General features: G+C 55.0%; 13 protein-coding genes. 7 read left to right on the forward strand and 6 right to left on the reverse strand.

Annotated features, from left to right (window positions below):
* Positions 1–153: 153 nt before the first annotated feature.
* The 3 genes from F1728_RS20025 (at position 154) to F1728_RS20035 (ending at position 4926) form a co-directional block, all read left to right on the forward strand.
* Entirely contained in the window at positions 154–1644 is a 1491-nt protein-coding gene (locus F1728_RS20025) for a glycoside hydrolase family protein (RefSeq protein WP_155365555.1), read from the forward strand.
* Between the two features lie 212 nt (positions 1645–1856).
* Positions 1857–3182, forward strand: a complete 1326-nt coding sequence (locus tag F1728_RS20030; protein WP_155365556.1) for a hypothetical protein — start codon at positions 1857–1859, stop codon at positions 3180–3182.
* A 181-nt stretch (positions 3183–3363) separates the two neighbouring features.
* The gene (locus tag F1728_RS20035) at positions 3364–4926 is read left to right on the forward strand and encodes a LamG-like jellyroll fold domain-containing protein (protein WP_194242455.1); all 1563 of its coding nucleotides are present in this window, start codon (positions 3364–3366) and stop codon (positions 4924–4926) included.
* Positions 4927–5017: 91 nt separating this feature from the next.
* Here the strand turns inward: F1728_RS20035 and F1728_RS20040 are convergent, their stop codons facing one another.
* The 4 genes from F1728_RS20040 to F1728_RS20055 all read right to left on the reverse strand — a co-directional run bounded on the left by F1728_RS20040 (position 5018) and on the right by F1728_RS20055 (position 8355).
* Complete coding sequence (locus F1728_RS20040) at positions 5018–5710, reverse strand: ABC transporter ATP-binding protein (protein ID WP_155365558.1); 693 nt, start codon at positions 5708–5710, stop codon at positions 5018–5020.
* Between the two features lie 4 nt (positions 5711–5714).
* Positions 5715–6935 carry an ABC transporter permease gene (locus tag F1728_RS20045; protein WP_155365559.1) on the reverse strand — a complete coding sequence of 407 codons (1221 nt, stop codon included), beginning with the start codon at positions 6933–6935 and terminating at the stop codon, positions 5715–5717.
* 29 nt (positions 6936–6964) lie between these two features.
* Entirely contained in the window at positions 6965–7756 is a 792-nt protein-coding gene (locus tag F1728_RS20050; protein WP_155365560.1) for a hypothetical protein, read from the reverse strand.
* A 206-nt stretch (positions 7757–7962) separates the two neighbouring features.
* Positions 7963–8355, reverse strand: coding sequence for a hypothetical protein (locus tag F1728_RS20055; protein ID WP_155365561.1), 393 nt, complete (start codon positions 8353–8355; stop codon positions 7963–7965).
* A 527-nt stretch (positions 8356–8882) separates the two neighbouring features.
* Between F1728_RS20055 and katG the strand changes: the two genes are divergently transcribed.
* Positions 8883–11294, forward strand: a complete 2412-nt coding sequence (katG, locus tag F1728_RS20060; protein WP_155365562.1) for a catalase/peroxidase HPI — start codon at positions 8883–8885, stop codon at positions 11292–11294.
* 87 nt (positions 11295–11381) lie between these two features.
* On the opposite strand, the gene F1728_RS20065 is transcribed toward katG, so the two are convergent.
* Together F1728_RS20065 and F1728_RS20070 are read right to left on the reverse strand one after the other, a co-directional pair.
* A complete protein-coding gene (locus F1728_RS20065; RefSeq protein ID WP_194242456.1) occupies positions 11382–12815 on the reverse strand; it encodes a sulfatase family protein in 1434 nt (477 codons plus the stop codon).
* 131 nt (positions 12816–12946) lie between these two features.
* Positions 12947–14317, reverse strand: coding sequence for a Gfo/Idh/MocA family protein (locus F1728_RS20070; RefSeq protein WP_155365564.1), 1371 nt, complete (start codon positions 14315–14317; stop codon positions 12947–12949).
* A 383-nt stretch (positions 14318–14700) separates the two neighbouring features.
* On the opposite strand from F1728_RS20070, the gene F1728_RS20075 reads away from it, so the two are divergent.
* The 3 genes from F1728_RS20075 to F1728_RS20085 all read left to right on the forward strand — a co-directional run bounded on the left by F1728_RS20075 (position 14701) and on the right by F1728_RS20085 (position 16706).
* Positions 14701–15597 (forward strand): dienelactone hydrolase family protein, encoded by an 897-nt coding sequence (locus F1728_RS20075; RefSeq protein WP_155365565.1) that lies wholly within the window; start codon positions 14701–14703, stop codon positions 15595–15597.
* Between the two features lie 34 nt (positions 15598–15631).
* Positions 15632–16156 (forward strand): DUF3916 domain-containing protein, encoded by a 525-nt coding sequence (locus F1728_RS20080; RefSeq protein ID WP_155365566.1) that lies wholly within the window; start codon positions 15632–15634, stop codon positions 16154–16156.
* A gap of 67 nt (positions 16157–16223) precedes the next feature.
* Complete coding sequence (locus F1728_RS20085) at positions 16224–16706, forward strand: hypothetical protein (protein WP_155365567.1); 483 nt, start codon at positions 16224–16226, stop codon at positions 16704–16706.
* The last annotated feature ends 36 nt before the right edge of the window (positions 16707–16742 follow it).

Below are 16742 nucleotides of genomic sequence, written 5' to 3' on the forward strand. Positions count from 1 at the left end.
TCTCAACAACAAAGCACTGGCCACTGGGAACCGCACATTGCAATCTCTCAACACGCAGGCTACTGTGAAGGGAATGGGGGAGTGTGTGCATCACACTCCCGTTCACTCCCGGAGTCCTCTGAACCTCGCGCAACTTCATCGGAAACCAGAACCATGCCTCAGCATCCAGCCTGCTTCATTCTCAGTTCCCTGCTCTCTCTTTCACTCACGACGATTGCTGTCGCTGAAGACTGGGTGATCGACACACAACAGCAATGGACCGCTGCAGCCAACTATCAGACGCACCTGGAATTCAAAGACGGCACTGCGGTTCCCACTGACAGCAAAGCCACCTTCGTCAGTGAAGTCGAACGCTTTAAAAAGAAACACAAAGCGAAATCGCTGGTCGTCCAGCAGTCTCCCCTCTGGCAGAACTGGGAACCCGTCGCGAACCTCGGCCCGGTAAATCTGCAGGATGCTCCCGTCTTTCTGCCCATCGGTCCTGATAATTACTGGGTCTTCGGACGTTACGGCGGCGTGAAGAAAAAGAAAGGTTTCCAACCCGAAGCCGCTAAACTCGACGGGTTCGACGTCAAGCTGCAGACCACGCCCTGGAAACATCAGTTTGATGCACCGGGGGGACTCAACAAAGGACTCGGCGGCTACCACGCCTGGCAGAGTCGCGACATGGTCAACTGGGTACACCACGGACCCGTCACCGAAGCCTTCTCCCGCTGGGTGACCAGCGCCGAATATAAAGACGGCAAGGTCTACATCTATTACGACTACCCCAACGACCAGGACCCGCACGTCTACATCGACGAAGATCTCACCGACGGCAAACCCGGCAAAGACATGGGCCTGGCCGTCAAAGATCCCTCACACGGCTCCGACGCCGGCTTCATTCGCGATAAGGAGGGACGCTTCCACGTGATCCTCGAAGACTGGAGCCCCATCAACGCCAGCAAACGCTCATGGGACTCCCCGCTGGCTGCTCACGCGGTCAGCGAAGATGGCGTCACGGACTGGAAGTTCCTCGCCCCACCCGTCGACAACCGCACGAAGGACACCGGCAAAATCGCTGAATACAAACACCCGCACTGGCTGCAGCACCCCGACTGGAACACCAACATCGGGAAATACCACGTTCACGAGCCCGAACAGGAAGCCTACGGCGACTGGGCCCCCATCTGCGTCGGTTCACAATACTACCTCTTCGGCGATTACGATCCCGCCGGCGGCGGACACATGAGCGTCGCCTGGTTCACGAGTCCCCGTATCGACGGACCTTTTGCCTGGTGCGACAAGATCGGCGAAGGACACCCCGACCCCGATATCGGCTTTGCCGAAGGTCGCTTCTATCTCTTCACCCAGCAGAAAACTGATTTTACCAGCCCCGGACCCTGGGTAGAACAGGTCGAGGCCCATGTCGGCGTAGACACCGACAACGACGGCAAACTCGATACCTGGACCGACTGGCAGGAAGTCAAAGAGACCTACGATTACACGCCCGGCCTCTCCAAACACGTCAAAAAAACACCGGCTCAACTCGACCTGACCAGTTTACCCGCCGGTTATGGCTTCGGCTTTGAGCTGAAACTGAAAGACACGACCGCCAACAAGTCAAAACCGATGATTGATAAGGTCACGCTGACCTTTGAATAACTCGACGGGGCAGCAACGCCTGAAGCCAAGTCTTCAGGCGTTCTTCCTCTCTACTTTTCAAAAAAATTGGACTGGCAGATTTCTCCTGCCGACGGGTAAAATAGAGAGCATACTCGTCAACGTTTTCCAGAAACGGCCTCGCTGAGACAACAACTGAAAACGCAGTCGCGAAGGATTTCAGGTCAGGAATCACCCGTTGGAGTGCCTCTGAAATGCGCGTCCCCCGTCTCATTCTGGTTGTCGTATCTGGTTTGCTCTCAACTCTCTTCATTGCCGGTGCCAGCTCCTTAACAGCAGCGTCCACGAAAACCCCCGGTAAGGCGGCAACAACCGCTGAAGCAGAAGCCGTTCTCGACCTGGCCACGTTCCCCTTACCCGCCGGCGCCGCGACGCAAGGCCCCCGCAGAATGGCAACGTTGAGTTACACGGCTAAGCAGCCTCTCAAAGAAATCTTCGACTTTAATGTCAAAGAACTGACCGGGCGGGGATGGAAAGAAGTCGCAGGCAGCCGTCGCAAAGGCCCCTTCGCCGGCGTTGAGTTCACACACGGTGATTTTCACCTCAACCTCTCGGTCATGCAGCCTACTCCTACCAGTCCGGTCAACGTGAGCTTCTCACGCTACGGCAATATTCCATTAACTGCCCTGCCGGTCCCTAAGGGAGCGAAGCAGGTCTATGCTTTTCCAGCGACCATCATGTACACAACCGAAGCCCCTGTGAAAGAGACGGCGGAACAGTGTCGCGATCTGATGCTGAAAGCAGGCTGGTCCCCCTACGGCAGCGCCAGTACCACGGCCTATTATCGTCAGAACGCGGTGCTGGTGATGGTAAACGTCATGAGTGCACCAGGCCAGGGAGGCAAAACCGCAATTACTTATACCAGTTCGCTGCTCTCGCTCGCTCTGCCGGCTTTCCCGGATGCCATCGAATTTCGTTACACCGATATGACCTCCGAGTTGTCCTTCGATACCAATGCCACTCTCGAGGCGGTAACCGATTTTTATCGCAAGGCCCTGGCGACCGAGGGCTGGAAGGCCACAACCGACGAGCCGGTTGCCATCAAATGGAAGAAGCTCACTATCTTCCGCAAACCGGGACAGCAGATGATTACGATCACCACTCACGATTTTGAAGGCCGCACCCGCGTGCGAATCAAACATCAGACCGCCGCTGAAGTGGCGGAAGAAGAAGTTCTTGCTTACGAAGAAGAGGGGCGCAAAGCCACGTATCGTAAAGGCGAAAAACCGGAAGTCGCTGTTTTGACGAAAGACAGTCTTAAAGTGCAGCAGGAAAAACCGTACGCTCTGCGGATGCAGGTCAAATCGGGTTCCGCATTCGCGGTGGGCAAGGCCGTAGTCGATGCGCTGATGGCAGCCGGCTGGAGCGGCACTCTGCCGAAGCAGGCTCCCGTCTTTACCACTTGTGCTCTGAAAAAGGGGGAGGCACAAATCTGGGTGATCGCGACGGAACCAACCAAAGCCGATCCCTGGGTCGCAGTAATCGGAGCTGGCGTCACGCTCAAACCCACAGACCAATAATGTCTGCAGCTGCTTACTGCAGGAATCAATTCCCTTATCATTGAGGGGACGGGTTAACCATAGCTTCATCTCCTCTTAATTGAATTCCGCCGCGCACTTTCTCTATACTGAGGAATGCTCTGGCGGTACAGCAGTGCGCTGACCGTCAGTCCTTCTCTGTCTTCTGATGAAAGTGAATGTGATGAACCGCTCAAAATTCTGTGCCGGTCTGCTCTGCTGCCTGCTGGCGTCTCTGTTCCTGCAGACAGTTCAGGCAAAAGAACCCGCTGATCAATCCAACAGGCATGTCCTCATCATTGGTATGGACGGCACCCGCCCCGACGCCCTGCTGAAAGCGAAGACCCCCACCTTCGACAGACTGATTAAGGAAGGCGCCTTCACCGACGATGCCAATATTCTGGGCACGCGTTATCAGAAGAACGATACCATCAGCGGTCCCGGCTGGTCGAGCATCCTCACCGGCGTCTGGGCCGACAAGCACGGCGTGCACGACAACAGCTTCAAAGGGAAAAACTACGAACTCTTCCCCCACTTTTTCAAACGCCTTAAACGCCAGCGGCCCGACGCGAAGACTGTCTCGCTCGTCTCCTGGGATCCCATTCACGAACACATTCTCTCCGAGGCCGATATCGCTCAGGTCTTCCCGCTCCCCCGCAGTAAACAGCAGATCGCAGACCTCCGCGTCTCTGGTGATAAACTCAACATCGACACCCGCGACGGTAAATGGCATCACCTGCTCGCTACCCGTCAGAAAGACACTCTGAAACTCTATCTGGACGGCAAAGAGATCGGTTCGCTCTCAGGCGTCGACCTCGATTATACACTCGGCGGCGACTTCTATTTTCTCGGCCGGGATTCCCGCACCGGTCCGACCTGCTTCCATGGTCAACTCGACGATATCCGACTCTGGAACCGGTCGTTAACCGATAAACAAATTGCACAGGCCGCCAGCGGTGCGACTCCCGATCGCCAGGGCCTGGTTGCCGAATATCGCTTTGAAGACGCTGCCGACTCCGGTTCACAGGTCCTCGATCTGCCCCATAATGGCGGGAAAAACCACGGTCTGCAGGTTCCGTTAACCGAATCCCTCAAACAGTTACCCCATGCTGATTTCACCATCGAAGCCCGCTTTCGCACGACCGATAAGGGACGAAATATCCTCTTCGGCAATTACAACGGCAAAGCCGGTGCCCTGAATCTGGAACTGCATGAAAAGAACAGCGTCCGCATTTATGTTCAGCCCCCCGATCCCCGCAATACCGATGCCCTCGCTCGGGAAGGAGAGCGGGACAAAACTATTGCCGAGACTGCCGTTCGCATCCTCCGCGAAGAAGATCCCAACGCGATGTTCGTCTACTTTCATCAGACCGACGCCACCGGCCATGCGATCGGCTTCAGCCCTGAAGTGCCCGAATACATCACCGCGATCGAGAACATCGACAGTCGCGTCAACTCCCTGCTGCAGGCTGTTCAATCACGACCGAATTTCAAGAATGAGGACTGGCTCACAATCGTCTGCACCGATCATGGCGGTTTGAAACGCAGTCACAGCGACGGCCTGAATGTACCGGAAATCCGTCGCGTCTTTCTGATCGCCCATGGCCCCTCCGTGGCACCCGGCAAAATCTCGCAGCAGGCCTACCTCGTAGACGTCACCGCGACCGCACTACAGCACCTGTTGGGCGAAGTCGATCCCAAATGGCAGCTCGACGGCAAACCGGTTGGTCTCAAAGCGACGAAGTAACTCATAGACCGTCCTTGAAGTAGACGTAAAAAAACGGGCCCCCTCGTCTTGTGAGGGGGCCCGCATCACTTCTACCAGATCGTGATTAACTTCAAGCCGACTTCTTCAGATCCTCTTCAGTGCCTGATTGAATTCGACCCTCGGAAAGCTTCAGGGTCCTGCGGGCGCATCCCGCAGCGGAGAGGTCATGCGTAACCATGATGATCGTCCGACCTTCTTCGTTAAACTGCCGCAAAAACGACAGGACCTGATCCCGGGTATCGGGATCGAGGTTTCCCGTCGGTTCATCGGCCAGGATGATCGAAGGGTCGTTCGCGAGCATCCGGGCCAGCGCCACGCGCTGCTGCTGGCCGATACTCAGCTCACTCGGTTTATGCTGCAGACGATCCTGCAGGCCGACGGTGGCCAGCAGTTCCTCGGACCGCTGCTGTCGCTCCGTTTTATACTTCTGCGACAGCATCATGGGGACCTGCACATTCTCTATCGCCGTCAGATAGGGGATCAGGTTGAATGTCTGAAACACAAACCCGAGCTTGTTCTGACGGACTTCGGCCCGTTGTTCGACAGGGAGATCATAGATCGATTCCCCGTCCAGCAGAATCCGTCCCTCGGAAGGGGCGGACATCGCTCCCAGCATTGACAGCAGCGTCGTTTTGCCACTGCCACTGGGGCCGATAATCGAAACAAAATCTCCCCGCGGAATGTCGACACTGGTGGAATCCAGGGCCACGACTTCGTCCTGTTTCTTGCGGTAGACTTTTTTGACGTTTTCTAACTTCAACATGCGGTTAGACCTCCTTGAAACAGAGACAGGGATCGAGGCGGGACGCCTGGCGTGCCGGAAAGTAACTGGCTGCCAGTGTGACCAGTACCGCCACCGCTGCAGCGACCAGTGCCAGACCGGGAACCGGAACGACGGCAACATCCGCAAAGGCAGGACCCAGGAAGACAGCAATCACGCTGCCCAGGATATACCCGCAGATACCACCGGCCAGACCCAGCAGCGCTGCTTTCGCCAGGAAGAGCCGTGTGACGAAACGCGGCGTCGCTCCCAGTGCCATCAGCGTACCGATTTCCCGGCGGCGTTCGATGACATTTGCGAAACTCGCGCTGGCCATACTCGCACCGCCCACGGCAATCAGAATCGCCAGGAACAGGTACGACAGGTTCGTCATCATCCGGTTGATCGAAACCTGCGTCTCGACCACGTTGGCGATGGTGACTACCTTCGTGCCCGGCAGCAGCTTTGACAGATCGCCTACCAGACCATTGGCCACATCCTCACAGCAGCCCATCACTTCGATGATGTTCACAACCGGACCCGCAGAAGACAGCCGCTGGACGGTATGCAGGTGAGCAAACACCCGGCTGTCATCCACAGTACCAGTTGCAGGGAGTACGGTCAGGACGTTGAACGACTCTCCCAGCAGTTCCAGTGAATCACCGGCTTTGAGGTTGTTGGCAGCAGCGAAGTCCGATCCCAGTATGACTTCCGATTTATTCAGATGCTGCAGCGAACGTCGCTCGGCCAGCGCCTCGGGGGAATCCTGGTTTTCGTCGGCAACGTTGATCTTCGCTTTACAGCCTTCGTGCTTTTTGAAGAGCATGCCGCCCCCCGACCAGGCATTCATCTTCTGAATTTCTGATTGAGGCAGAATCCCCGTCAGAATCACATCCTGGTCGTCGACCTTGGTCGGGACACACAGTTTCGGCGTAATCGCTTCTACGCCGGTAAGTCCCGCCAGTGCCAGTTCGGCCACGTGTTCTTCAGGAATCGTTTCCTGGTGCATGTCCGCAGCGTAGTAGTCCTGCAAGGTGACTCCCTGGGGGAGAATCAACACGTTGGCCCCCAGTTCGTCGAGTTTGCCGGCTACTTCCTGTTCAGAAAAGATCGTGATGTTGCGGATCGCCACCAGTGCTGTCACACTCAGGATGATCGCCAGCAGACTGGCAATCAACGCCGTGGGACGCTCCTTCAGTTCTTTCCAGATCATGGTGCTCATTGTCATGAGAAACCTCCTTCTGTGAGTGAGACGGTCTATTCTTTACAGTGCTTACAGCCTTCCACACCACAGCTTTTGCCCGCTTTTTTGAGCTCGGCGATCAACTGCTGGCTGGTAACCTGACCGCTGTATTGACCAATCATCACACCCGGAGGCGCCATGAACACGATTGACGATTCCTGGGAAGCCGGCACTTCCAGCTCTTTCAGGAAGTCACCTTCACCCGGTGCACTGCGGTCGACGGTGACGACTTCCACCACGTCCTTGTAGCAGGGAACCGCTTTGAATGCCTGCACGCCCGCAGGTACGCCTGTGTTTCCGCCAGGATTGACACACAGCAGAACCATTTTGCGGCTCTGCAGGTTCAGCATGCAGCGGGCCTTGGTCGGAGACACAAAAGCCTGCTGAATGTAATCATCATTGATCTGTTTCACGAACGATCCGGTGATGGCACCATTGGGAGCAACTGCCAGCGTCAGCGGCATCGGTGCCCGGGAGACACCGTACTCTTCAATGATCTTCTGCTCTTTAGGATCGTTGGTATTCACGGCGACAAAAGAGGTGGTCTCTTTCTTGCCGTTCAGGTTCTGCGACAGCGTATTCCACATGCTTTTCGTCGCGTCATCCTGATCTTTGTAGAACATGATGAACGTGTATTTGTTCTGTTGCGAAGCTGTAGCACGCGAGCTTTCGGCTCGACTCAGGGCAGCGACGCGGGGTACCTCTTCAGCCATCGATACCGTGGTCAGAGAACTCAGCAGAGTTCCGGCGGCCAGCAGGCGGATACCGTTAACTTTGAACAGTCTGAGAATCGAAGGAGTCATCATAACGATCATTTTCCTTGTCAGTAATGGGAATGAATAAATCTATTTTGGTGAGAGGAGCCAGCGACGGACGTGGAACGTGCTCCGCGTGAAGATCTGTGATCTTCTGATGGATTTAGCGCAGCGCTGTTCTCCTCGGTATATCAACTGAAAGACAACTCTGGTTCAGCATCCAGAGCGATCGCCTGCGCAGAGCAGGCCACGAGAATTTATAAACGCAAGGGGAGCGTCAGCGGCGTCTGTGATGTGTCCCTGGAGAAAGAATCCAGGACGGTGAAACGCGACCAGTCCTGATCATGATTGACCACAATTCCGGGAAGTGGTGTCACACTGATGAGTGGCACTACTGGTGCATTCGGTGCAAAAACCTGATCGGCCATGTGACAGATACAGGGACAGTCATGGTGATCATCATGCGAGTATTCACTGCGGATCTCTGCCGACTTCGAGGTATGCACGCAACAACTGCAATTCGGAGCGGGAGCGAGACAGACTTCGCCTGCGGTGGAAACAGCTTCATCGCAGCCGGCCAGACCATGTCCCCAGCAGACGGGGCACGGTTGCAGCAACAGTGCGATCATTAAAAGGCGAAGCAGTTTCATCTGTCTGTCAGATCCAGCGTAAAGTATCAGCTAACCGTTTCCTGAGAGATTGTATTTCCGTCAGGAAAGAGCTTTGTGTGCGCCCCGATCAGGGGACATAACCAATGTTGATATCGTCTGCCGAACTTATTCCGCTTGATCTCATCTGATCAGTTATAACGTTTGTGCCGGTTTGTCAGGGAGCAGCCAATAAAGACGATGCCGGGTCACCAGGCTCTTTAAACTACCTATCTATTCAGTCGCGACGATCCTCCTTAACTAGGGGATCAGGAGCGGTCTCACCTGGCACTCGCACTGGATGTAGATGTCATGTTTTATGTTACATTTAAAAATAGGATATGCAGGTCAAGAATGTAACCTGTTAAATAGATTCGTCTTGTGATGAATTTATGCCATGCGTCAAATGCATGGTATGTATGTGAGTAATGTATTAGACATATCGCGGCCTCTGTCTAGAATGAAAGTGTCTCAGGAACAGTCCCGGTCGAGGACACTCCAATTCACTCTAAATACTGACAGGAGATGTGATGACTAGTTACTTTGGTCGCTCAATACAGAAAGGCACAGTGCTGGTGTTATGCGTCGCCAGTTCTGCGTTCGCACAGAATCACCCGCCCCACGCGAAACAGACTCAATCAGAGGTTCACAAACAGCATCCCCATGTGGCCGCACTGAAAGGTGACAAAGAAGGGGCAGCCGCCAAGTGCCCGGTCATCGGCCACGCCCAGGGCCAGCGACATACCGCCGCCGCAGCGGGAAACATGACGATCGGCGACTGGTGGCCCAACCAGTTGAACCTCGATATCCTGCATCAGAATTCCCAGAAGAGTAATCCGCTCGGCAAAGATTTCAACTACGCCGAAGAGTTTCAGAAACTGGATCTGAAAGCCGTCAAGAAAGACATCAAACAGCTGATGACCACTTCCCAGGACTGGTGGCCGGCAGACTACGGACACTACGGTCCCCTCTTCATCCGGATGGCCTGGCACAGTGCCGGTACCTACCGGGTTACCGACGGACGCGGTGGTGCATCAGATGGCACCCAGCGCTTTGCACCGCTGAACAGCTGGCCCGACAACGCCAACCTGGACAAGGCCCGTCGCCTGCTCTGGCCGATCAAACAGAAGTACGGTCAGAAAATCTCCTGGGCTGACCTCATGATTCTGACCGGAAATGTCGCTCTGGAGTCCATGGGCTTCGAAACCTTCGGCTTCGCCGGCGGTCGTGAAGATGTCTGGGAACCACAGAAAGATGTTTACTGGGGACCAGAGAGTGAATGGCTTGGACGTAAACGTTATGCGAATGATGACAAACTCGAAAACCCGCTCGCTGCAACCCAGATGGGTCTGATCTACGTCAACCCGGAAGGACCTGCCGGTAAGCCCGATCCACTGGCAGCCGCTCACGCCATCCGCGATACCTTCGGTCGCATGGCAATGAACGATGAAGAAACCGTCGCACTGATCGCCGGCGGACACACCTTCGGTAAAGCCCACGGTGCCGCCAGCCCCAAAGGCAATGTCGGTCCCGAACCAGAAGGCGCTGGTCTCGCTGAACAGGGACTTGGCTGGAAAAATAAATACGGTAAAGGAAATGCCGGGGATACCATCACCAGTGGCCTGGAAGGTGCCTGGACATCAACCCCAACCCAGTGGTCCAACGGCTACTTCGACAATCTGTTCGGTTACGAATGGAAACTGGTCAAAAGCCCCGCCGGTGCGTGGCAGTGGACTCCCAAAGAAGAATCGGCAAAAGGAACGGTTCCCGATGCCCACGATCCCTCCAAATCACACGCACCCATGATGTTCACAACTGACCTGGCGTTGAAGATGGATCCCGCTTACGGCAAGATCTCCAAACGCTTCCACGAAAATCCGGATCAGTTCGCCGCAGCCTTCGCGAAGGCCTGGTATAAACTGACGCACCGTGACATGGGGCCCGTCTCCCGCTGTCTCGGTCCTGAAGTTCCCCAGGCACAGATCTGGCAGGATCCCGTACCCGCCGTCGATCACAAGCTGGTCGACAAGCAGGACATTGCAGAACTCAAGCAGAAAATCCTGGCTTCCGACCTAACTGTTCCGCAGCTGGTCTCAACCGCCTGGGGTTCCGCTTCCACCTTCCGTGGCAGTGATTATCGTGGTGGTGCCAACGGAGCACGTATCCGTCTCGCACCGCAGAAAAACTGGAAAGTCAATCAGCCTGAAGAACTGGAAAAAGTTCTGCAGACGCTGACGAACATCCAGCAGGAGTTCAACAAGGCTCAGACAACCGGCAAGCAGGTTTCCCTGGCTGACATGATCGTACTCGGTGGATCTGCCGCTGTGGAGAAAGCAGCCAAAGCCGCCGGTCATGATGTGAAGGTTCCCTTCTCACCCGGTCGCACCGATGCTACCCAGGAGATGACCGACGTGGAATCCTTCGCTGCCCTCGAACCACAGGCAGACGGTTTCCGCAATTACTACTCGCACGGATTGACGACGCCGGCTGAAGAGCTGCTGGTCGACCGGGCAAACCTGCTCACACTGACAGCGCCGGAAATGACAGCCCTCGTCGGTGGTATGCGGGTGCTGGATACGAATGTCGGCGTTCCGGGGCTGGGAGTTTTCACTAAGCAACCAGGAACCCTGTCCAACGACTTCTTCGTGAACCTGCTCGACATGGATACCAAATGGCAGAAGTCACCCATGTGCGATCACTTCTTCGAAGGTCGGGATCGCAAAACCGGACAGGTGAAGTGGACGGCCAGCTCTGTGGACCTGGTGTTCGGTTCGAACTCACAGTTGCGGGCGATCGCCGAAGTCTATGCCAGCGAAGATGGTAAAAAACGATTCGTGGAAGACTTCGTCTCCGCCTGGACAAAAGTCATGAACCTCGACCGGTTCGACCTGGATCCGGCTCTGAAGAAGGCGGCTCCCGCAGCCAGCCTGAGTCAGCGCTAGATCTGACGATCAACGCCTGAAACGTTGACGCGAACGGGGGAGTGGGCCAAACGTCCTGCTCCCCTTTTTTTGATTAATGTCCGCGTCTCATTTCTGCCTGAGAAAGCTCCGCTCTGTCGCAACCGGATCCGCATCATCCCACCGCTGCAGCCAGGTATGCAGTTCCCCTTTCAGCCGCTTCAACACCGGTGCCATTTCCGGCTTGTCGACGAGATTCGCCAGCTCTTCCGGATCAGCCTGACGGTCATACAACGCCCATTCCGGACGATGATGCAGTCGCTGCACCAGTTTGTCCTGGGTCTGACGTTTCGTTTTTTGAGCTCTGCGGACCCACGAACCCGCGGTGTCTGCGCGGCCCTGTGAGTTACCGGCCTCAAGCCACTTAAGTGCCTGGGTGAGCGTAGTATTGGATGTGATCTCCTGGTCTGCACGCGGCGACCAGATCAGAGTATAGCGCTGGTCACGGATCGAACGGATCGGAAAAATCCGTTCCCGGTTATCAATGATGTTACAGTTGGTAAAGGCACCGTAGGCGTATTCATGCACCCTCTGATTGCCGCCTGTCAGGTTGACCCACTGACTGCGTCCATCAAAATCCTGATCGTCAGGCTGGCCTCCCGCAGCGGTGAGCAGCGTGGGGGCGATGTCTGCCAGCCACATCAGTTGGGAGTTGCGCTTCCCCTCCGGGATGACTCCAGGCAGCGAGACCACAACGCCAGTTGCCAGCCCATCATCGAAACAGGTCCACTTGGAAAAAGGAAACGCATTCCCCTGCTCGGAACAGAACAGGACCAGCGTGTTGCTCGTAAGTTGTTCTTCTTTCAGTACGGTACGCAGCTGTCCCAGCAGATCATCCAGATTGGTGATCTCTGCGTAATGTTGGACCAGTTCTCTGCGATAGGCCCGCGTATCAATGGTGTCGGCGTTGAGTGATAATCCCTGCTGATCATATCGGCTGGGGTCACCCGTTGTATAAGGGCCGTGCGCATCATGTGAGGCAACAACCAGGCAGAACGGCTGACCCGCTTCGCGGGCGGTCGTCATGTACTCACGCGCCAGCTTGACCGCTTGGGGGTTCGCATTTTCCTGCTTGGACAAACTGCCGACATTGTCGAAGGGATAGCACTCGTTCGGACCGATGTGACGCTTCCCCAACAGGCCCACACGATAACCCAGCGGTTTCAGATAGTGCGGCAGACTCTTTGTCCCTTTGACCGACTTGGAATGATTGGGCATCGCCCGCGTCCGCCAGACAGTGCGACCACTGTAGAGTTCCTGCCGGAAAGGAGCACACATCGCGACGTTGCAGTACACGTTGTCCAGTCGCATGCCGTCCCGCGCGAGTTGATCGAGGTGCGGCGTCTGTGCCTGACCACCCCACGGACCCAGGGAATCGCGGTCGATGTCATCGCCCAGCAGGATCAGAATATTCGGCGGTGCTGCTTCAACGTCAGTTTCTGCAGACCAGGCACAGAACAGTAGCAGTACCAGAATTCCACTCACAACAGGAACGCGCATCATCGACCCACCCATGGCTTGAGAACATCTGGAGAAAGATCACCGTAATCCACAAAGCATCCACGGAAAGACGCTCGACCGGATCGCGCAGTGACGCACAACCCGGTCGAGTCTGTTCCCTGTATCCAGCTGGATTACATGTTGATCTCATACCCCTTGCGGTTTTCGCGGGAGAGGAATGAGTTCGCCTGATCGTCGCCGATAATCTCGCGTTTCTTCGGATCCCAGTTCAGATCGCGACCGAGACGCATGGCGATATTCGAGAGATGGCAGATTTCCAGCATCCGGTTATGCGACCAGACATCCGAAATCGGCTGCTTGCGGGATTTCATTCCCTCAATGAAGTTAGCGGTGTGGTTTTCACTCACTTTGCCGCCATACACAGCTTCAATCGCACCGTCTGGCAGCGGATTGTCTTTCAACGCTTCAACGGGGGCACCCACAATCTTGCCCCGGTTGACGAAGAACCGGCCTTTGGTCCCTTCGAACAGAATGCCGTTATCACCTTCGCTGGTGATAATTATTTCCACATCTTCAGGCATGTCGACCTTGATACGAAAACTCGTGGCGGCATTGTACTGATCGTTGACGACGGGGTGACCATCTTTGTATTCCACAGGCAGTTCGTAACTGACGGGGGAAATCTTGCTGGGGCCGGTATCGGTGGCCCCCAGTGCCCAGCAGGCGATGTCGACGTGATGGGCACCCCAGTCGGTCAGCTTACCGCCGGAATACTCATGCCAGTTGCGGAATGAATAGTGACAGTTGCTGTAAAGCGGTACGCCTCCGCCGTAACCTTCACGCATTTCAGGCAGAGCACGATAAGCCACTTTTGGAGCTGGTCCCAGCCAGAATTCATAATCCAGGCCTTCAGGAACTTCCGCTTCGGGAATTTTGGGAGACCCTTCCATGCCATTGATGCCACAGGTCACTTTCTGAACCTTGCCGATCCGACCATCGCGGATCAGGGCAATCGCCTGCAGGAACCGCTGTCCCGATTCGGATCGCTGCATGGTTCCCACTTGGAACACGCGACCGGTCTGCTTGACCATCTTTTCGATCAGCTTGCCTTCGTCGATGGTCAGCGTTAATGGTTTTTCGCAGTAAACGTCTTTGCCCGCCAGCATCGCTTCGACGGCGATTTTGGTATGCCAGTGATCGGGAGTCGCAATCATGACAGCATCAATATCCTGACGATCGAGCACCTTGCGGTAATCTTTATAAGCGTCCGGTTTTTTATCCTGCTTCTTGACCAGCTTCTCAACGTTGGCACCCAGTACGTTTTCATCCACATCGGCCAGTGCCGCAAAGTCGGCGAACTTGGTTGATTTGTTGGTGATCGCCCAGCCCTGGTTGCGCAGACCAATGGTCGCAAACACCGGACGTTCGTTGGGGGACTCATATCCCATGGCCCGATTGAGCGAAGGGCTCAGGATACCGGCAGCACCCGCAAAGGCGACTCCCTGGATAAAATTGCGGCGCGACATTTTTTGAGAAGTTGACATTCAGTGAAATCCTCTTGGAGAAATTAAACGGAAATAGAAGTTCTGCAGATAAATACAGGCTCAAACTGTTCGCGTACGAGACGGAACAGGGACCCTGTGGGGATCATAAATTGTAGCTGATGCCCTAACCTGAGTACACAGTAATCATTGTCTGACAGAAGTGAAGCCAGGTCCTGAAATCAACTTTGGAACAGTCTATTCTGGATTCGGGCCACTCCCTCAGGAATATTCGAAGTACCATCATAGCTCGACGACTTTTCTAAAAAAACTTTCCAATTTCAATGCCAAGTTTTTATCATGAAAGACAGTGTACGACTGCTTATTTCTTCGTGATCGGGATCAGACCTCTCCTGACCGTGACAGTTAAAATGAAAGACCCTTCCATGGAACGTAAATCCGCATCTGAATTCGATCAGAAAGTTCTGGACCTCTACGACGACTATGCCCACGGCCGACTCAATCGACGGGATTATATTAAACAACTCGGTGCCTTCGCTGTTGGAGGCCTGACAGTGGAAGGCCTGCTGGCCAGTCTCTCTCCCAACTACAGCTGGGCCGAACAGGTCAAGCCTGATGACCCACGCATTAAGACCGAACGCATCACCTACGACTCCCCCGACGGAGCCGGCAAAATGAAGGGCCTGCTGGCCTGGCCCGCAAAGGGAGAAAAATTCCCCGCGGTCCTCGTGATTCATGAAAACCGGGGCCTGAATCCCTACATCGAAGACGTGGCCCGCCGCCTCGCTGCACAGGGTTTTCTGGCACTGGCTCCCGACGCTTTAACGCCCCTGGGTGGTTATCCCGGTAACGATGACGAAGGCCGCACCATGCAGCGGAAACGGGAACCTGAAAAAATGAAGGAGGATTTCGTCGCAGCCGCGAAACTGCTCGACAAACATGACAAGTCCACGGGCAAGGTCGGCGTGGTTGGTTTCTGCTTCGGTGGGGGCATGGTCTATCAGGTGGCTCTCGAACTTCCCGACGTCGTCGATGCCGGCGTCCCCTACTATGGTCGTCAGCCCGATGCTGCCGAGGTTCCCAAACTCAAGACGCCCCTGCAGATTCACAACGCATCACTGGATCGACGCATCATGGCTGGTGCTCCCGAACTGGAAGCCGCTCTGAAAAAGAACGACAAACCGTTCGAGGCCTATGTCTACGAAGGCGCGAATCACGGCTTCCATAACGACACCACTCCCCGCTACGACGAGAAGTCCGCAGAACTCGCCTGGAAACGAACGATCGACTTCTTCAAGAAACAGCTCGGGGAACAGAGCTAAGTAAAACTCGGCGACCAATGAAGGTGCAGCGTTTGTGAGACGGATTACTCTGAATCGCCCCAACAGGAAACTGAGAGGGGTACGGCGTCATTTACGAAGCCTGACGAAGTGGGCAGATCTGATTCATTTTGAAAATGATCTTCGACCGGGGGAGAAGTATGTTAACTTCAAAGTCCCACTCCCCGCTGCACTGGTCGAAGGGCCGCGGTCGCGACATCGTCTACAGGCAGACGTGATTTCACAGTTACTGCGGGCAGCCGAGAAACTGGCCAGGCAACAACCACCTGAGAATAGCCAATTCTACCGGGTGGCAGTCCTGTTGACTTTGCCTAACCTGTTTGCAAGTGAAGTCACTCTGTTTTTTGATGAAGACTATTTCCACGGATTCCTCTACGAGAACAGTCTCCCCGACTCGCAGCGCCCCAGTCAGCTCTATGCAGTTAAGATTCCGGAGATATTTGATATCGAGTGTGGCTGCCTGGTCTCATACACGGATGACGAGTATGTCTATCGCAGCCATCATTGGACGATTACTGCTTCAACCCCACATCAGATCTGAATTCTTTTTTGCCAGTAGTTGACCAGGCTGTTCATCCAGTCGTAGCGAAAGTATCGAAGAGCCCGTGATGCATCGATTTTATCACATCGAAGAAGTTGACGGCGTTTTCGAAACGGTGTTACCACCCTTCGATCACACAGCCTGGCCAGATATTGTGCCGGAACAGGGATACGTCTGGATCAGTAACCCCGGCCTCGAAATCGCAGGGAAATTGGATTCCATCCTCTCCCAGGCACTTTTTCAGACAGACGCGATCGACTTAAGAAGTGCCATTCATCGGCTGGAATTCGATGTCTCAATTCCCGCCGCTGATTTTTTACACTTTGCCGAATCGAAGTTCACTCAGGGCATCGATTTCATCCTCAGTGAAAAACATCAACCTGCGGAATTTCAATGGTCCTTCCTGCCCCGGCACAGCTGGCCAGACATCTTGGCACAGAACCAGATCACCCTTGTCTTTCACAGGCCAGCCGGTGGAGAACCTTCAAAAATCATCTCGCCATTTGGGGACATATTGAAAAAGATCATCGACCGGATTTCCAGTCGATGATCGATAGGTTTGCCTCAACTCAATGTAATCGCGATG

Origin of the sequence: Gimesia benthica (assembly GCF_009720525.1) — a bacterium.
In the GTDB taxonomy this organism is placed as follows: Bacteria; Planctomycetota; Planctomycetia; order Planctomycetales; family Planctomycetaceae; genus Gimesia; species Gimesia benthica.

Coding starts and splice junctions, on each gene's coding strand:
- katG (WP_155365562.1), top strand. CDS start 8,883: ATGACTAGTTACTTTGGTCGCTCAATACAGAAAGGCACAGTGCTGGTG.
- F1728_RS20040 (WP_155365558.1), bottom strand. CDS start 5,710: ATGTTGAAGTTAGAAAACGTCAAAAAAGTCTACCGCAAGAAACAGGAC.
- F1728_RS20025 (WP_155365555.1), top strand. CDS start 154: ATGCCTCAGCATCCAGCCTGCTTCATTCTCAGTTCCCTGCTCTCTCTT.
- F1728_RS20065 (WP_194242456.1), bottom strand. CDS start 12,815: ATGATGCGCGTTCCTGTTGTGAGTGGAATTCTGGTACTGCTACTGTTC.
- F1728_RS20085 (WP_155365567.1), top strand. CDS start 16,224: ATGCATCGATTTTATCACATCGAAGAAGTTGACGGCGTTTTCGAAACG.
- F1728_RS20045 (WP_155365559.1), bottom strand. CDS start 6,935: ATGACAATGAGCACCATGATCTGGAAAGAACTGAAGGAGCGTCCCACG.
- F1728_RS20035 (WP_194242455.1), top strand. CDS start 3,364: ATGAACCGCTCAAAATTCTGTGCCGGTCTGCTCTGCTGCCTGCTGGCG.
- F1728_RS20075 (WP_155365565.1), top strand. CDS start 14,701: ATGGAACGTAAATCCGCATCTGAATTCGATCAGAAAGTTCTGGACCTC.
- F1728_RS20050 (WP_155365560.1), bottom strand. CDS start 7,756: ATGATGACTCCTTCGATTCTCAGACTGTTCAAAGTTAACGGTATCCGC.
- F1728_RS20070 (WP_155365564.1), bottom strand. CDS start 14,317: ATGTCAACTTCTCAAAAAATGTCGCGCCGCAATTTTATCCAGGGAGTC.
- F1728_RS20055 (WP_155365561.1), bottom strand. CDS start 8,355: ATGAAACTGCTTCGCCTTTTAATGATCGCACTGTTGCTGCAACCGTGC.
- F1728_RS20030 (WP_155365556.1), top strand. CDS start 1,857: ATGCGCGTCCCCCGTCTCATTCTGGTTGTCGTATCTGGTTTGCTCTCA.